At 47.2% G+C, this 16,451-nt stretch carries 9 protein-coding genes and 1 tRNA gene; all 10 read right to left on the bottom strand.

Going from position 1 to position 16,451, the window contains the following annotated elements; translation table 11 throughout:
- Positions 1-18 precede the first annotated feature (18 nt).
- On the bottom strand, positions 19-2,727 hold the full coding sequence (locus NST38_RS09055; protein ID WP_076252440.1) for a hypothetical protein: 2,709 nt from the start codon (positions 2,725-2,727) through the stop codon (positions 19-21).
- A gap of 138 nt (positions 2,728-2,865) precedes the next feature.
- Positions 2,866-5,319 (bottom strand): phenylalanine--tRNA ligase subunit beta, encoded by a 2,454-nt coding sequence (pheT, locus tag NST38_RS09050; RefSeq protein WP_076252442.1) that lies wholly within the window; start codon positions 5,317-5,319, stop codon positions 2,866-2,868.
- Positions 5,320-5,401: 82 nt separating this feature from the next.
- The gene (gene pheS, locus NST38_RS09045) at positions 5,402-6,436 is read right to left on the bottom strand and encodes a phenylalanine--tRNA ligase subunit alpha (RefSeq protein WP_017689641.1); all 1,035 of its coding nucleotides are present in this window, start codon (positions 6,434-6,436) and stop codon (positions 5,402-5,404) included.
- 410 nt (positions 6,437-6,846) lie between these two features.
- Positions 6,847-8,739 carry a ribosomal protection-like ABC-F family protein gene (gene abc-f, locus NST38_RS09040; protein WP_341343915.1) on the bottom strand — a complete coding sequence of 631 codons (1,893 nt, stop codon included), beginning with the start codon at positions 8,737-8,739 and terminating at the stop codon, positions 6,847-6,849.
- A gap of 519 nt (positions 8,740-9,258) precedes the next feature.
- Positions 9,259-9,329, bottom strand: a tRNA-Gly gene (locus tag NST38_RS09035).
- A 160-nt stretch (positions 9,330-9,489) separates the two neighbouring features.
- Positions 9,490-11,616: a bifunctional diguanylate cyclase/phosphodiesterase gene (locus NST38_RS09030; protein ID WP_076252446.1), complete on the bottom strand. Its 2,127-nt coding sequence runs from the start codon at positions 11,614-11,616 to the stop codon at positions 9,490-9,492.
- Between the two features lie 289 nt (positions 11,617-11,905).
- Positions 11,906-12,862 carry an aldolase catalytic domain-containing protein gene (locus NST38_RS09025; protein ID WP_036610133.1) on the bottom strand — a complete coding sequence of 319 codons (957 nt, stop codon included), beginning with the start codon at positions 12,860-12,862 and terminating at the stop codon, positions 11,906-11,908.
- Positions 12,863-12,945: 83 nt separating this feature from the next.
- Entirely contained in the window at positions 12,946-14,259 is a 1,314-nt protein-coding gene (locus NST38_RS09020; RefSeq protein WP_076252448.1) for a DUF4129 domain-containing protein, read from the bottom strand.
- The gene (locus NST38_RS09015) at positions 14,256-15,371 is read right to left on the bottom strand and encodes a DUF58 domain-containing protein (RefSeq protein WP_036669763.1); all 1,116 of its coding nucleotides are present in this window, start codon (positions 15,369-15,371) and stop codon (positions 14,256-14,258) included. Before NST38_RS09015 ends, NST38_RS09020 begins: the two co-directional genes overlap by 4 nt.
- Before the next feature lie 4 nt (positions 15,372-15,375).
- The gene (locus NST38_RS09010; protein WP_017689647.1) at positions 15,376-16,341 is read right to left on the bottom strand and encodes an AAA family ATPase; all 966 of its coding nucleotides are present in this window, start codon (positions 16,339-16,341) and stop codon (positions 15,376-15,378) included.
- Positions 16,342-16,451: the final 110 nt, after the last annotated feature.

The raw sequence follows: 16,451 nt of genomic DNA, 5'->3' as shown, positions 1-16,451 counted from the left end.
TCTGCTACATTCATTCCGCTAGGCCTGGTCCTGTTCAATCAATTCAATCCATTCGTTATATTCCGTCTGCAATTTCGTATATTCATCATGCAACTGACGATATTCCGTGTTCAGCTGCTCTGCCTTCTCCTGCTCCATTTCACGTTCAACCTGTAACAAACGTAATTGATTGGCCGCTAGTTCGTAACGCTCCCCCATCTCAAGCAGTTCAGTTTCCATGATCTCTTTCTCTTGGGTCGCTTCTGCACGTAACTTGTCCAGTTGCTGTCGTTCTTGCTCCAGTCCCTCCAGCAACTCACTACTTGCAGCACTTTCTCTCTTCCAAACCGTCAGTTCATTCTCAAGTGTAGCCCAGCGTTCCTGCCAGGATTGTTCCTGAGCCGCCCATTCATCTGCACGGCGTTGCCACACCTGGTCGTTCTGCTCTGCTTGTTCAACACTTGAGCGAAGTTCTTCTTCACGTCTTGTCAACTGCTCCAGACGGGATGCCAACTCGGTCTGTTTGGCTGACAGTTCTTCGTATTTGATCTGCCATTCCAACGCTTCTTCCTCAGTCTGGGCTAGCCGGCTCTCTTGCTCAGAGTAACGCTCGGAAAGTTTAGCCGAAGACTGTCTCGCTTCTTCAAGTGAGCTCACAATCTCTTGTTTCTCCTTGCTCAATTCATCCAGCTTGGAACTGTAATTCTCTTCCCGTTGTAATGCATCACTGTAATCATTACGGATTTGTTTATAGTTATCCTGAAGTCGGTTCAGCTCTTCCCGAACAACATTTAGCTCAACTTCAAGCTGATTGCGTTTCTCTTCCAAAAGCTCTGCATCCTTCTGGTATTGCACAGCCTCTTCATGGTTGAAACGAGACTCTTCCTTCACCACGGACAATTCATCATGAAGGGATTGCACACCAGACTCCAACGTTTCATTTTGTTCAGCAACTTCAAGAATCTGATTCTCCAGGTCTCCGATCTCAGCCAATCGCTGCTCAGCAAGGTCCTTCCAGGACTGCTCACGTTCCGTAAGCGTGCCGATCTCATGCTGCAATGTACGCACCGCAGCATGAGCCTGTTCAAGCACCTTATGCAACCTGCGCTGTTCCTCTTCCGACTTCACTTCAGCCTCACGAAGCTTCTGAACTTCCTGTTCAAGCTGTGCATGTTGCTCCTGAAGTTTGCGTAGCTGTGCTGTGAGAGAGGTTTCTCTATCCACAGTTTCATTATACTTCTGCTTCCATTGTTCCTGTGAATCACGGGATTGCTGGGCAGCCTGTTCCGTTTCACGCAGTAGCTCCTGCAACTGGGAACGGTCCTCTTTCAACTGCTCCAGTTGTTGCTCCAGTTCCGTAATTCGGCGAGTCTGAACTTCCTGCTCCTGTTTACGGACCCCATGCTCATGACGTAACGATTCCAATTGACCACGCTCGTGCTGAAGCTGCTGTTCTTGCTCTGCAACCATGTCCTGTGCACTGATGAGCTGGGTCATCACTTCTTCTAATTGCTCTTCGACATCTAATAGTCGAGTCTCCGCCTGTTTACGTTGGTCCTCAAGTTGCTGCTTGAGCTTGCCCTGTTCTTCTTGCAACAAGGCCTCTGCCGCCGCTTCGGCTTCTTTTGCCTGGGACGTTGCTGCTTCCTTGGCTTGCTGCAATTGTTCCTCGAGGGTTGCTTCTTTTTCCATCCATTCGAGTTCCAACTGCTCGGATAACGCCTTGAACTCCGCATTCAACTGATTTATCTCAGTCAGGCGCTTCTGCTCCGCTTGTTCCTGCAAGTCAGCCCGTTCCTGATTCGCCTGATCCGTGAGCTCTTGTGTCTGTTGTAGCGCTTTTTCTTCAGCCTGTTGAAGACGAAGTTCCATCTGTTGCTGAAGTTCGTTATATTGCAGCGCTGCCTCTTCCTGAGCTTTCTTCAGATTGCTCTCTGCCTGCTCCAACTCGGACAAAATGGCCGACTCGGCTTCTTCCTTGGCTGTCTGGACCTGCTGCGCAGCCTTGGCTTCAATCTGTTGACGTTCTGCAACGGCACGGCTTTCGGCTTCTTTTAATTGAGCTGCAGTCTTGTCCTGCAACTCTTTATATTGCGCCGCAGCTTTGGCCTGCGCCTGCTGCAATTCGGCTACAGAACGGTTCTGAGCTTCTTTGAGCTGGGAAGCAGCCTGTGCCTGTGCATTTTTAAGCTGGTTAGCCGCTTTCTCTTCCATTTCCTTCAGCTGTTTCGTTCCCTTGGCTTCTGCTTCCTTCAGTTGTGCTGTCGCTTGGGCCTGCAATTTCTGCACTCGCTCCGTTGCTTGAGCGCGTTCTTGCTCCAGCAGCTTATTCAACTTGGCTATCTCTGAATTTTTGTCCGATTCGGACTTTTGCAACGCCTGCTCTGCTTCAATCTTCAGCTGTTGCAAATCAGCAAGAGCCTGGTCACGCCGTTCCAATTCTTGTTGATGTTCATTTTGTATGGCGTTTAACCGATTCAATTCGTTTCTCAGTTCTGTACGTTCTCCAGTGAGCATCTTCAGTTCATTACGGATTTCCTGAGTCTGAAGAGACTGTTCAGCCATATGTACAGCCGCCAGTACCGCAATACGCGGAGTATCCAGACGGGAATTTTGCTTGGAGATTGCGCCCATACGCTCATCCACCAGGTTAGCTACTTGTTTCATATAGTCGGCACTGCTGCCAACCAGTTTATAGGAAGTCCCGTAGATCTCTACGGTGACGCGTGTACGATCAGGTGTAGTCACAGTTGTGCCCTCCTTCAAGTCTGTATGTTGATTCTAAGCTGTAATCACAAAAAAGTCACATCGATCCTCTAATGCTAAGGATTCGATGTGACTTCAAACAATTCCTGCTAATCTTTGTTCAAAAAATCTTCTTTTGTCCTATTTACGCAATTCCGCTCCGAATTGCTCTTCCAGACGAGCCACTACACGGGCATGAACTTCAGTAACTTCCTCATCGGTCAGTGTACGTTCACGATTCCGGTACACCAGTGCCATTGCCACGCTTTTCTTGTTTTCGCCCAGTTTACTGCCAGTAAACACATCGAATACCTGTACGTTTTGTAACAATTCACCCGCCGATTCACGAATGGCGCGCAGCATATCTCCTGCTTCAATATCCTCATTCACAACAACCGCGATATCACGTTCCATGGCCGGGAAACGCGGAAGCTCACGATAACGAATGTCAGCGTCTGCTTCATTATAGATCGATTCAAGTGCAATCTCTGCGATGTACACATCATTCAGATCATACTGCTGTTGCAGTTCCGGATGCAATTGACCCACTGTACCGATCAATGTACCTTCCCCGCCATCCTTACCTTCCAGGTAAACCGATGCGGAACGTCCCGGGTGGAATCCTTCAGGGCTGTTTGCTACCAAGCGAATGCGTTGTTCAAGTCCCACATAGGCGAACAGATGCTCAAGAGCACCTTTCAGATCAAAGAAGTCTACTTTCTCCGCTCCAACATTCCACTGCTGGCTTGCACGATTCCCGGTGAGCAGCAAGCCCAGTACCGGAATCTCATGTGGTTGCTTGGTCAATTGATCTTCTTCGGTGAAGAACACATTGCCCACTTCGAATACAGCCAGTGAATCCTGTTTACGGTTCATGTTATACACCGCTGCATCCAGCATTTGCGGCAAAATGCTCGTACGAAGCACACTGCGGTCCTCACTCATAGGCATCGCGAGTTTCACGGCTTTACTGCCTTGTGTCAATGCCGGAAACAATGTCGCTTTATCCGGGTGTACAAAGGAGTAACTGATCATTTCCTGCCAGCCACTGCCTGAGAGCAATCCACGAATCGTGCGGCGCATTGCTTGAGAGCGTGTATATGCCCCTGGAGTCGTCGGCCCTTCAATCCATGTGGTTGGAATGTTGTCGTATCCGTACAGGCGTGCAATCTCTTCAAACAAGTCTACATCAAGCGTAATATCCCCTCTGCGTGTTGGCACTTCCACATCCAGCAATCCTTGATCAGCATCACCACATGCAAAGTGCAAGCGAGCGAAGATCGTTTTTACCTCAAGCAAAGACAGATCAGTTCCCAGATAACGATTCAGTCTGTCCAGCGACAATTGAATTACACGTTTCTCCGCAACTTCTGCTCCAGCTTCCACGATTCCCTGGTGCACTTCACCTTCAGCATAACGCTGAATCAGTTCAGCCGCACGATCCAAAGCCGTAATCACCGCACCCGGGTCTACTTCCTTCTCAAAACGCATGCTTGCTTCGGAACGTAGCCCCAGTTGGCGTGACGTTTTCCGAACGGTTCCGCCGTCGAACTTGGCGGACTCCAGCAACAGATTCACCGTGTCTTCCGATACCTCGGAATTCTCGCCACCCATAACCCCAGCGATGGCTACTGGTTTCACGCCATCCGTGATGAGCAACATGTGTGGCTCCAGCTTACGCTCTTGTCCATCCAGCGTAACAATCGTTTCGCCTTCGTTGGCCATCCGCACTTCAATATGGCCCTTTTCCAGCTTATCCGCATCGAATGCATGTAGCGGTTGACCGTATTCCAGCATGACATAGTTCGTGATATCAACGATGTTATTGATTGGGCGAACACCTGCCGCCATGAGACGGTTTTGCATCCACAGCGGGGAAGCACCCAGCTTAATGCCGGTTACATAACGAGCTGCATAGTGAATGCATTGCTCCTGTGCCTTGATCTCTACAGAGATATGATTCGCGGCTGCATCACCAATTTCAACCAGTTGGTCTTTGGGACTTGGCAGCTTCACTTCACGACCCAGGATGGCACCCACTTCATAAGCTGCACCACGCATGCTGAGACAGTCGGAACGGTTCGGTGTCAGGTCCAGTTCAAGAACATGATCGTCAAGACCAAGAACCTGGCTGATTGGCGTGCCAACCTCTGTTTGTTCCGGCAGAACGAGAATACCTTCCTGCTGATCTTTCGGCAACAATTTGTCGTTCATGCCCAGCTCTTTGGCGGAACAGATCATGCCAAGGGAGACAACACCGCGCAGTTTGGCTTTTTTGATATCCAATCCACCAGGGAGCTTTGCTCCAACCAGGGCTACGACTACTTTTTGGCCTGCATCCACATTTTTCGCACCACACACGATCTGCAGATCTTCTTCCTGACCAGCATCGATGACACATACATTCAGTTTGTCTGCATCGGGGTGTTTCTCCTTGCTCTTCACATAACCTACAACAACTTTATTGACGCCCTTGTTGCGGTTCTCCACTACATCAATTTCGACACCCGCACGGGTGATTTTCTCAGCCAATTCCTGTGGCGTCACACCTTCAAGGGAAATATAATCAGACAGCCAATCTGTCGATACTCTCATGGACGTTCACTTCCTTCATCTATAAATTGGTGTTCCCGGTTCATTCGCTTGCTCTATATGGTTAATCTTTCTTGTCTTAAAGTTACAGCCGTCCAAATTGCTTCAGGAAGGTCAGATCGCTATTGTAGAAATGACGGATATCATCGACACCATACTTCAGCATCGCAATACGTTCTACGCCCATTCCAAATGCAAAACCACTGTATTTCTCCGGATCGTATCCACCCATTTCCAGTACTTTCGGGTGAACCATACCGCCGCCCAAAATTTCAAGCCAGCCTGTTTGCTTACATACGCGACAGCCGCTGCCGCCACATTGTACACAAGTTACATCCACTTCCGCACTTGGCTCTGTGAATGGGAAGAAACTTGGGCGCAGACGAATTTCTGTGTGGGAACCGAACATTTCGCGTACGAATTGCAGTAGGGTTCCTTTCAGATCGCTCATACGAATGTTTTCGCTAATGACCAATCCTTCAACCTGGTTGAATTGGAAAGAGTGTGTCGCATCGTCATCATCACGGCGGTATACTTTACCTGGGCAGATGACTTTGACAGGCACTTCGCCCTTCATGCTCTGCATGGTACGTACTTGAACCGGAGATGTATGGGTACGCATCAACAAGTCTTCGGTAACATAGAAAGAATCCTGCATATCGCGCGCCGGGTGATTCTTCGGCAGATTCAATGCTTCAAAGTTGTAATAATCCATTTCGACTTCAGGACCTTCCGCAACGCGGTATCCCATACCGATGAAAATATCTTCGATCTCCTGTACCACTTTGGTCAGTGGATGCAGCCCGCCTTGACGTCCGCGACGTCCTGGCAGGGTCACATCAATTTTCTCGGATTGCAGACGCTTCGCCGTCTCTTCCTTCTGGAACTGATCCTGCTTGCTGTCGATGACTTCCTCAATGGCAGCCCGAACATCATTGGCGACTTGACCAATAACTGGACGTTCCTCCGCACTAAGCGCACCCATACCACGCAAAATCTCAGTTAATGCACCCTTTTTCCCCAAATACTTTACACGCAGATCACCGAGCGTCTGCGGATCATTCACACCAGACAACTGCTCCAGCGCTTCGATCTTCAATGCCTCTAAACGTTCTTTCATGTGTAATTGCCCCCTTTTTGTGGTGTTTTTGCAACAAAAAAAGGCCTTCTCTCCCCTGAAGGGACGAAAAGACCGTGGTACCACCCTTGTTAGACATCCATTGCTGCGTGGCCCTTATGGCCTGCAACTGGTTCTGTCTCACTTTGTACGGAATAACGACCGTTAACCGTTTGCCCCTACTGTTGCCTCTGTGTCTGCACACAAACAGGTTCAGGGAACCGCTTCGGAGTGAATTTCGGCAGCCTTGTTCTACAGAAACGCTCTCAATCTACGGCGCTTCCTCCCTGTCCAGAGGCACTGCTTACTTATCTCCATCATCACGTTTGCTTAGTTTACCTATATCGATGTAATCATCGATGATCGTTCATAATTATATGCAAAATAGATCGAAATAGCAAGCCGTCCATGTTCTAATTTATGCTTGCACCATTATCTTTCAATTGTTTCAGGCGCTGCTGGATTTCGCGAATCTCAGCTGCCTCGACTGCTCGCTCATTCGAATGCTCGGGCTGTGTCAGACTGTCTTTCCCAGCAGTGCTCACAGGAGACAGCAACTCCGATAGGCGCATCTCCAATCGTAACCGCTCGTCATCGGATTCCCGGGTCTCCAGCGCCACCTCCCGAAGTTTGGTGGACTGCTCCCAATCCGACACACCTCCTTCAAACAGAGTTGCTGTGCCACCAGCCTCCAGATCGCATAACCGATTCGCGAGTGACTTCGTCAGCATCCGGTCATGGGATACAAGCACCAAAGCACCTGAAGCTTGTTTTAATACATTTTCCATGACTTCCTGGGTATCGATGTCCAGATAGTTGGTCGGTTCGTCCAGCACCAGCAGATTGGCTCCGCCAAAGTACAGTCTCAGAAATGCCACTCTGCACTTTTCCCCCATGCTCAAATCCCCAATGCGCTTGAATACATCATCTCTGGAAAATAGGAAACATCCCAGAATGGTACGTGCCGCACTTTGTGTCATGGATGGAAGAGTAAGCAAGCTGTCCAGCAGCGTCTGATTTTCGGGGAGCCCTTCCAGCTCCTGTGAAAAGTAACCGATTTTCAGCTGTGGATGCCGTGTGACCTTGCCTTGCGAAGGTTCCAGTTCACCAATCATCAACTTCAGCAGTGTTGTCTTGCCCGTTCCATTAGGACCTCGTACAGCAAGCCGATCTCCACGTTCCACAGCAATCCGAAGATCGCGCAGCAATGTTTTGTCTCCCGTATATGAAAAACTCACTTCTTCCAGCGCAATCAGCTGGCGTGCAGCCAGTGGATTCATCTGTAATTCCATGTTCAACTTTGCAGCTTCACGAGGTTTATCCACCCGTTCCCGCTCCAAACGTTCCAGCTGTTTTTGTTTCGCATGGTAACGTGAAATATTTTTGTTGGCTTTGGCTTTGTAGAAACTCTGGGTGATCTTCACCTCCACATCAGTCGCCGAATTATGCGCTTTATGGAACCATTCCTGATAATTTCGAATCGTTTCTTCCAACGCCTTACGTTCCAATTCCTGCCTGCGGTAGATCGTTTCCTGTTCGCGTAATTCACGCTCTTTGTGGATCTTGTAGTCGGAGTAACCTCCCTTGTATTTGGTCAGGGCATCTGGACTGAACTCAATGACTCCTGTTGCTACCTGATCAATAAACGTACGATCGTGTGATACAAATAACAACGTACCTTCATATGAGGATAACCACTCTTCCAGCCAGCGCATGCTTCCCTCATCCAGATGATTTGTCGGTTCATCCAGGATCAGGAACTTGGGTTTGCTGACAAGCAGCCCCGCCAAACGAGCCTTTGTTTTTTGTCCACCGCTCAAGGAATGATAGGGTCTGTTCCAATGCTCTGCGGATAATCCAAGGCGAGTCAGTACTTTCTCTACCTCAGTCTCCCACATATAACCGTTCAACTGTTCATATTGCTCCATCACTTGTGTATAAGCTGCAAGCAGCTCTTCATCCGCTTCAGTGCTCATGCTCAACCGTTGTTCCAGTTCTTCCAAGTTCCGTTTCACTTCATAGATCTGACCGCTCTCACGGCGGACCGCATCCAGTACATTCATCCCGGTCTCAATCTCCGAGCGCTGGCGCATGAACCCCCATTCCTGCTGAGGGATATGACGTTCAATCCGTCCTCCACCATGCTCCTCACCCAAAATGATACGTAACAACGTTGTCTTGCCACATCCGTTGCGACCCAAAATGGCGAGTCGTTCGCCCTCATTAATCTCCAAATTTAATCCTGTAAACAATTCAATACCGTTCCATTCTTTTGATACTTCATGTAAGCGTACCAATGTCATCATGAGGCCTCATCCTTCCTGCATCCTTTTTGCTGAACAAAAAAAACCGCTGGCATCAGCCGGCGGTTTGGCAATTCAGGGTTGGATCAAGCATTCAAAGACAGATCTAAGGTAAGCTACGGCATGAACAAAGAAACCCAAAATACAGGGTACACGTAAACCTCAATGGCTTACTTGCTCCATACCTTTTCCCATAGCTGAATTTGGACACACGAATCCCCTCATTGCTCAGCCGCTCTGGCTGACTGCGTCATAAAACCGTCTGCAGTTAACTGGGGTTCAATTCATGTGTTTTACTTCATGGGACGTATGGTTACCTCTCATTCATGTGTAGTATCAATTTCTCCGTTATTGTACCAGATCATTGGAAAAAAGCAAAGGGTATATACATTAAACTAAAGAATACTTACTTACTCGCCACTCCGAAAACAGAACAATCTTCTGATCGCTGTTACCACGAGATTTCTTTTAAGGTAATAGAAAAAGCCCCTGCATCGCAAGGACTCCGGTACTACTTCGTTAAGCGGGTGATGGGAATCGAACCCACGCTATTAGCTTGGAAGGCTAAAGTTCTACCATTGAACTACACCCGCATGATTGAAGATTTATTGTTAAGTTCCTTAGGAATTTAACAGTGATTTTACAAATAATAATATACCATGATCCTCTATAGCATGCAAGTCATATTTTCCATTTTTTTCATTACGCATCCATCAAAAAAAAGCAGGAGCACCCTCGCGCCCCCGCTGTTCCCTATCCTGTAGGCTTATCCACATCTCTCAAAAACTGCTTTTCAAATTCAGCGGCTTTAATCGGTTTGCTGAAGAAATAACCCTGAGCCTCGTGACAGTGTTGATTGCGAAGAAAGACCATCTGATCTTCGTTCTCCACACCCTCAGCTGTGACTTTCAGTTGTAAATGATGCGCCATTGAGGTGATGGTAGATACGATCGCTGCGTTATTGCTGTCCTCCATGACTTCATTCACAAATGAACGGTCAATCTTAAGCCGATCAATCGGCAGATCCTTCAGATAGTGCAACGAGCTGTATCCCGTTCCAAAATCATCAATACTGATATGCACACCAATTTCTTTGATTTTGCGCAACTGTTCGAATGACCGGTCTTTATCAAATGTCATGCTCTCTGTAATCTCCAGTTCAAGCCATACAGGCTCTAGTCCCGTCTCTTTGAGAATGCCATTGATATTGTCCAACAAATGGGAGTGCCTGAATTGTCTCATCGACAGATTCACCGAAACACACAGTTTACGATAACCGGCTTCCTGCCACTGTTTGTTCTGTGCACACGCTTCACGAAGCACCCATTCTCCAAGTGGCACAATGAGCCCACTCTCTTCTGCCAGAGGAATAAAGTCCGCCGGAGATACCGAGCCTCGTTGCGGATGCTGCCAACGCACCAAGGCTTCCATGCCAACGATTAGCCCACTTTGCAGATTAACCTGCGGCTGGTAGACCAGGTAGAACTGACCTCGATCCAACGCCTTGCGCAGATCATTCTCAAGCTGCAAACGCTCCTGTGCCTTCATCTGCATCGCATGGGCAAAACGATTCAGTTCCATTCCTTGTTCCTTTGCACTGTGCAAAGCCGTATCGGCATTCTGAATAATCTCCAGTGGTGACTCCCCATCATGTGGGAAAATGGCCATCCCAATTCCAAGTGTCAGATGATACTCATTGCCATCAACCAAGACGGGCTTCTCAAAAAGTTGCAAAATGGATCTTGTCCGACGCAACGCTGTATCGGTTGAACTGAAATCTGTCATCGTTAATGCAAACTCATCTCTTCCCAATCCAAAGACTTCTTCTCCTGGAAGGGACAATTGTTTCAGTCGTTGACCTACCTGACGCAAAACACGGTTAGCTGCTTGCTGTCCAAGCGAATCATTTATGGTTTTGAACCGATTAATATTCAGGACCAATACACCAACAAGCTGTTCCTGCACCACGGCGTCATCCATCATCTTTTTCAGCTGCTGTGAAAGGCGACGACGGTTTGGAAGTCCCGTTACATCATCATGATGAGCAATATAGTTCATCTTGGCTTCCGCGACCTGCTGTTGCAGGAAAGGTGTGTCCACTACGGACGTATACAGTCCTTTTTGGATGAAAAAATATGCCATACAATTACTCAGCAATCCTAATAACAGATTGAGATCGTTCACCCCAGTTGCTGAAACAAAATAACATTCACCAAAAAAGAAACACAGAATGCCACATAGAATGGTTGGTAAATCACTGTCTTTGGTTTTTTTCCATTGTACAAACAAAAGAACTGCAATAATGCCATAGAGCAATCCAACCATAAGATGAACTCGAGTGAAGATACCACCAAGCACTTCCCCATCAAGCATACTCGGCAACATGCTCCATTCCTGAATAGCCAGTATGTACAAAATAACAAAGGTACCCAATGTCCCACTTAACAGTAAGAATTTGCGTGGTAATGCAAACTCTTTCTCATTTAAGGTATACACGAGCAGTAAACCTACGGAACATACCAAAGATCCCATGGTTGACATCATTAAGGAAAACTCCGATTCCATCATGGCTCCATTTGGAATCTCTTCTGCAAATGAAACGATATGAACCAGTTCAAATAGTCCAATCAATAAAAAGAGTGTTGTCAATAATGTCCTCCGAAGCGTTAGCTTCTGTGTCCGAAACAACCAGCTTTGATTATAGATGCCGATACAAGCCGCTACCGCAGCAAATCCACCCAAGAGTGTCAAAACCGGGTAACCCGATATGATCAGATCAGAGCTTGAAGAAGAACGAAACCATTGACTTGCGAGGAAACATAATAAGCCGCCCACAGCGACCCAAATTATTTTTCTCTGATCTTGCAGATTAACCTTCATGCCGTGTTTTCCTTCCCGGGATCACCTATCCTGAATTACATTAACCAAACTTAACAACTTACTACACGATTCGACAAAAAACATATTAACCAACGTTCAATTCACATGCATACACATGCTATCTGGTACATAATAACATTTAATTTTGTATACGTGAACTAAAAAATAGTTACTCCTAGGAATATTTATTCACAAATATATAGAAAAACAAGGCATTAAGAACTAAAAAAACATGGATCTCCAGTTAGAGTCCATGTTTTCCTATTTTGCAACTGTATTTCAGACTATATTACTTCTCAAAATTCACTTCTGGTGTTGTTAATTTATCATAGAAATCAACAACCTTATCCTTGTCTTCCGATGAGCGAATCGCCATTGCTGAACGTGGATGCTCGTCCAACGCGCCTGTAATCATGTAAGGCAGAATGTAACCCCATTCTTCTTTTTCTCTGAGTGGAACCATCAACTGTTCCAATACACCAAGTACTGGACGCAGATTGTATTTTGTTCCTTTCAGATGAGCTACGAGCAATTCGGTTGGACAGTTTCCTGCCGCACGTCCCATACCATACACAGAAGCGTCAAGCAGTTCAACGCCAAGTTCTGCCGCAACCAATGTGTTAGAAAACGCAAGTTGCATATTATTATGTGTGTGAACACCAAGACGTTTGTTAGGCAAGTGAGTCTTGAACTTCTCTACCAGATATTTCACATCATTATGGTCCAAGCTACCGTAGGAGTCTACAATGTAAACAACATCCACAGCGCTTTCTTTGATCAATTCAAATGCTTCCAGCAATTCATTCTCCATAACATTGGAGAGTGCCATAATATTAAGTGTAGTTTCATATCCACGATCATGGAATGTTTGAACCAGTGCAAGTGCCTTGTCTACATCTTTGCTGTAGCAGGCAACCCGGATCAGATCCAGCATGCTCTCACTGCGAGGCAAGATATCATTTTCGTCCACACGACCTACGTCAACCAGCGCAGACAGTTTGGTATTGCCTTTTTGAGGAATAACTTTACGCAGGAAATCATCGTTCAGGAAACGCCATGGTCCTGCTTCCTCGGCACCTTTAAGCAACTTCGGAGAGTTCTTATATCCAATTTCCATATAATCAACGCCAGCTTCATTCAATCCAGCATATAGCTGTTGAACAAAGTCCACGCTAAAGTCCCAATTATTCACCAATCCGCCATCACGGATCGTACAATCTACAATTTTGCAATGATTTGTCTTCATTAATGTCTGCTCCTTTTCTGACCAACTTGTGTATTCCTCTCATGATACTTGAACGTGACAAGAAAAGTAAAGGGATTCCGGACTTATTTACTTCGATAAGATCTCCAGATTCGGTCAATCTCAACCATATCGGAACGATCGGGAGCTTTCTCTCCATAACGAACGGCATTATACGTATCTGGCAGTCTCGCAGACAGCTCATCTTCTTCTACCTTCATACCATTCTGAATAATGGTCTGTGCAGCCTCCAGCGGAGTGTGTGTCCCCTGTATTTCCACGCCTCGATGAGCGGCTCTTTCAATCCAAGTCCGATAGTAATACCGAACACGTTCGGCATCCTGTGCAGGTGGCGCTTCTTTCTTCCGAAACCAATTCTTTCGGACTTTTGCTGGCGCATCAAGCGTCTCACTGACATCGATATACTCCGTCCGTGGTTCTGCCTTCTTTTCACCTGGTTGTAACATCCCCTTGAATCGGTCCATAAGTCTGTTTATCGTTTTTTGACCCAACCTCAGAAGCAACCACAGGATTGCTCCTGCTACAGCACACATCACTACCCATCCGAGGATGTTCCAGAAGACTGAGGGCTCGGATGGCGGCTCTCTCCAGTCATTCGGTATATTTAACTGCTGATTGGGGTTGTCCATTGGTAATCGTGGCTCCTCGCCGGAAATCGGACCAAACCATCCCCTGATCCATGCGAGCAAGCGATCACGCAGCGGTCCCAGCCAGGCAGCCAGACTTGGGAAAGCACCAATCGCTACGATAACAATAAACATCCACATGAACCGCTGATGATTCGCACGTGCAAAATCTCTTAATACCAATCTTCTCTTGCCGTCATTGAGTATTGCCTGATCCAGTTGCAGCATATATCGTCCAACTAGCCAAAAGGCAAAGCTGATCACTCCGGCAATATAGATCCATAGGGTATAGGTTTGTATCGGCTGCATGAATTCCAACGAGTTCGAAGCAATCATAAGCACGATTGCACTGATTACACCCATAATCTGCAAGCGCCATAACAATACAGAATGAAAGACTGGCTGGAGGGTCAGACCTGCATAAGCCGAGATGACTCCACACAGTACCAATGTGATGATATCCGGCAACGGGAGAATAAGGCTCAACCCAACAACGAGTGCGAAGAGAAATCCTATGACGAGTGCCGCTAGTCCACGAATGAGTGTACTTTTCTCGCTAAAACCTGGAATTTTATGCTGAATGAATTGTCCCAACCAACCTACAAGAACAACCAGGATGAATAATGTGTACGGCAAATGTTCCATTGCGTAGAATGAAGCAAGCGTAAATATCGGAAAAAGGTATATGCCAGCCATCAAGACGGCAAGCATTGTTATGAGTCCTGTGGTCGTTGCTACCGGTCTGTTCCTCATGCACTCACCGCCTTCGTATTACCCTTCACGTCCTCTACCGGGAGAATCGTTACACGATGTCCTTGTTCGTGCAGACGTGCAATCTCGTGCTCCATAGCGGCAGATACATAGGATGTAATCAGCAGATAGCTGCGGATTTGCTGTGCTTCTTCATTCAGACGTACTTCATCATTCAGGAATTGCTCCATGGGCACCATGCATTTCAACTCTGTCTCAGCCATAGCTTCCAGTAACCGTTCCAGATGAGGCGTGCCATAATCCGGTTCAATCCGAAGTGTATCGCGGCCTCCACCCACATGATAACCATTATGGGCGAAACCTGCTGGCAACCCTCTACCGATGGCATCCACTGCAGCCGTGGCAGCGTAACGAAGTGCCCGCTCAATCTTTTCCGGTCGAGTAACAACACTCCACATATCTGCAGATTCCTGAATGTTGACTACTATCCAGGATTGCGGATCAGCCGTCCATCCCTGCTTGTAGACCTGTAATTCACCTGTACGTGCACTCGCTTTCCAGTGAATACGATTCATGGGGTCGCCTGCACCATAAGGCCGAACACCCAGAATCAAGAAAGGATCTTCAACGATCCATCGTGATACTTCCACTTCTCCCTGCCATACCTGATAAATTGCAGGAAGATCCTCTGCATTCACTAATGAAGGATACACGATCATAGACATTTGCAAAGGAATCGGTTTGGTGGAACGCCACACGCCAAAGAGATCCCCACCTGTCATCGTTGCTGTATTTAATGGATAAATTCCACGCTGAGTACATGTAAAAGGATGTTTGCGCGTAATACGAGTAAACGGTTTTAACGTAAAAATACTCTTATGGTTCTGATAGATTTCGCCTTGACTAATATCCATACCTGAGCCGGAACGAAATACAAACGACACTGGCATCATCGATTCAAGTCTGAGCCACGGTACGGAGACTCGTTTCTCATTCGATATCGTCTCCACCATCTCAAGTTCATCTCCAGCGTAACAACGCAGCTTGCTGAATTGTCTGCTGTATCTGAGTTTTCGCAGTGCAGGTCGTCCAAACCACACACCATGTATAACAACGACAATGCCTCCAACAAGGACAAGCCATAATAATGCCATAAGATTAACGCCCGCTTGTAGCGAGATTCTCCGTAGGCACTTCTGTCTGATTCAGAAGTTCCTGGATGATACGCTCCGCCAAGCCCTCTTGTTGTCTGATCCGGTTACGGAATACCAGTCGGTGGGCCAGCACAGGTTCCGCCAGTACTTTAATATCATCTGGCAAAACAAAGTCTCTGCCATGCAGTGCAGCCCATGCCTGACTTGCCTTGAGTAATGCCTGAGCCCCTCGTGGACTTACGCCAAGCGAGAGCTCTGGATGTTGCCTTGTCGCTTCGGTTAACTGAATGATATATCGTAGCAGATCTTCGTTGATTTGCACTGTTTTATACGTATCCTGCGCCTTCAAAAGTTCTTCACGACTGATCACTGCCGAGAGATCATCAACAGAACGACTGGCTACCGTACGTCTCAAAATTTCTACACTCTCTTCACTGCTTGGATAACCCATGCGAATTTTCATCATAAAACGATCCATCTGCGCTTCAGGTAGCGGAAAAGTTCCTTGGTTATCTACAGGATTCTGGGTGGCGATAACGATGAATGGCCGTTCCAGCTGTCTCGTTGAACCGTCGATACTGATCTGGCGCTCTTCCATACACTCCAGCAAACTTGATTGTGTACGCGGTGTAGCCCGGTTAATCTCATCGGCTAGTACAAGATTGGCAAACAAGGGGCCGGGTCGGAATTCAAAATCCCCTTCTTTTTGATTAAAAAAATGAATCCCTGTTAAGTCAGAGGGCAGCAAGTCCGGTGTAAACTGGATGCGTTGGAATGTGCAGTCCAATGAGGAAGCTACCGATTTGGCGAGCATCGTTTTTCCGGTACCCGGTACATCCTCCAGCAGCACATGTCCTGACGCTATGATCGCTGTCATCACCAGCTCTATCGTATGCTCTTTTCCCACAATCACTTTTCCCACATGATCCATCAATTGTTGATTCATTCGTTCCATTCCTTGGATTTCCATCTGCATCTCATCCTTCCGTTATGGAGCTTATGTATTCGCATTCATTACTAACTATAACCGTTATTAGCAACATAAAACAAAGGAGTTGGCAAATGGCCAACTCCTCGACT

It is taken from the genome of Paenibacillus sp. FSL H8-0104, from assembly GCF_038050215.1.
In the GTDB taxonomy this organism is placed as follows: domain Bacteria; phylum Bacillota; class Bacilli; order Paenibacillales; family Paenibacillaceae; genus Paenibacillus; species Paenibacillus amylolyticus.
Note: the sequence above shows the minus strand (reverse complement) of the source record. Positions and strands in the feature narration are given on the sequence as shown.

Excerpts from the sequence above, each read along its gene's own strand:
- pheT (WP_076252442.1), bottom strand. The coding sequence starts at position 5,319 with ATGAGAGTATCGACAGATTGGCTGTCTGATTATATTTCCCTTGAAGGT.
- pheS (WP_017689641.1), bottom strand. The coding sequence starts at position 6,436 with ATGAAAGAACGTTTAGAGGCATTGAAGATCGAAGCGCTGGAGCAGTTG.
- abc-f (WP_341343915.1), bottom strand. The coding sequence starts at position 8,739 with ATGATGACATTGGTACGCTTACATGAAGTATCAAAAGAATGGAACGGT.
- NST38_RS09030 (WP_076252446.1), bottom strand. The coding sequence starts at position 11,616 with ATGAAGGTTAATCTGCAAGATCAGAGAAAAATAATTTGGGTCGCTGTG.
- NST38_RS09025 (WP_036610133.1), bottom strand. The coding sequence starts at position 12,862 with ATGAAGACAAATCATTGCAAAATTGTAGATTGTACGATCCGTGATGGC.
- NST38_RS09020 (WP_076252448.1), bottom strand. The coding sequence starts at position 14,259 with ATGAGGAACAGACCGGTAGCAACGACCACAGGACTCATAACAATGCTT.
- NST38_RS09015 (WP_036669763.1), bottom strand. The coding sequence starts at position 15,371 with ATGGCATTATTATGGCTTGTCCTTGTTGGAGGCATTGTCGTTGTTATA.
- NST38_RS09010 (WP_017689647.1), bottom strand. The coding sequence starts at position 16,341 with ATGGAAATCCAAGGAATGGAACGAATGAATCAACAATTGATGGATCAT.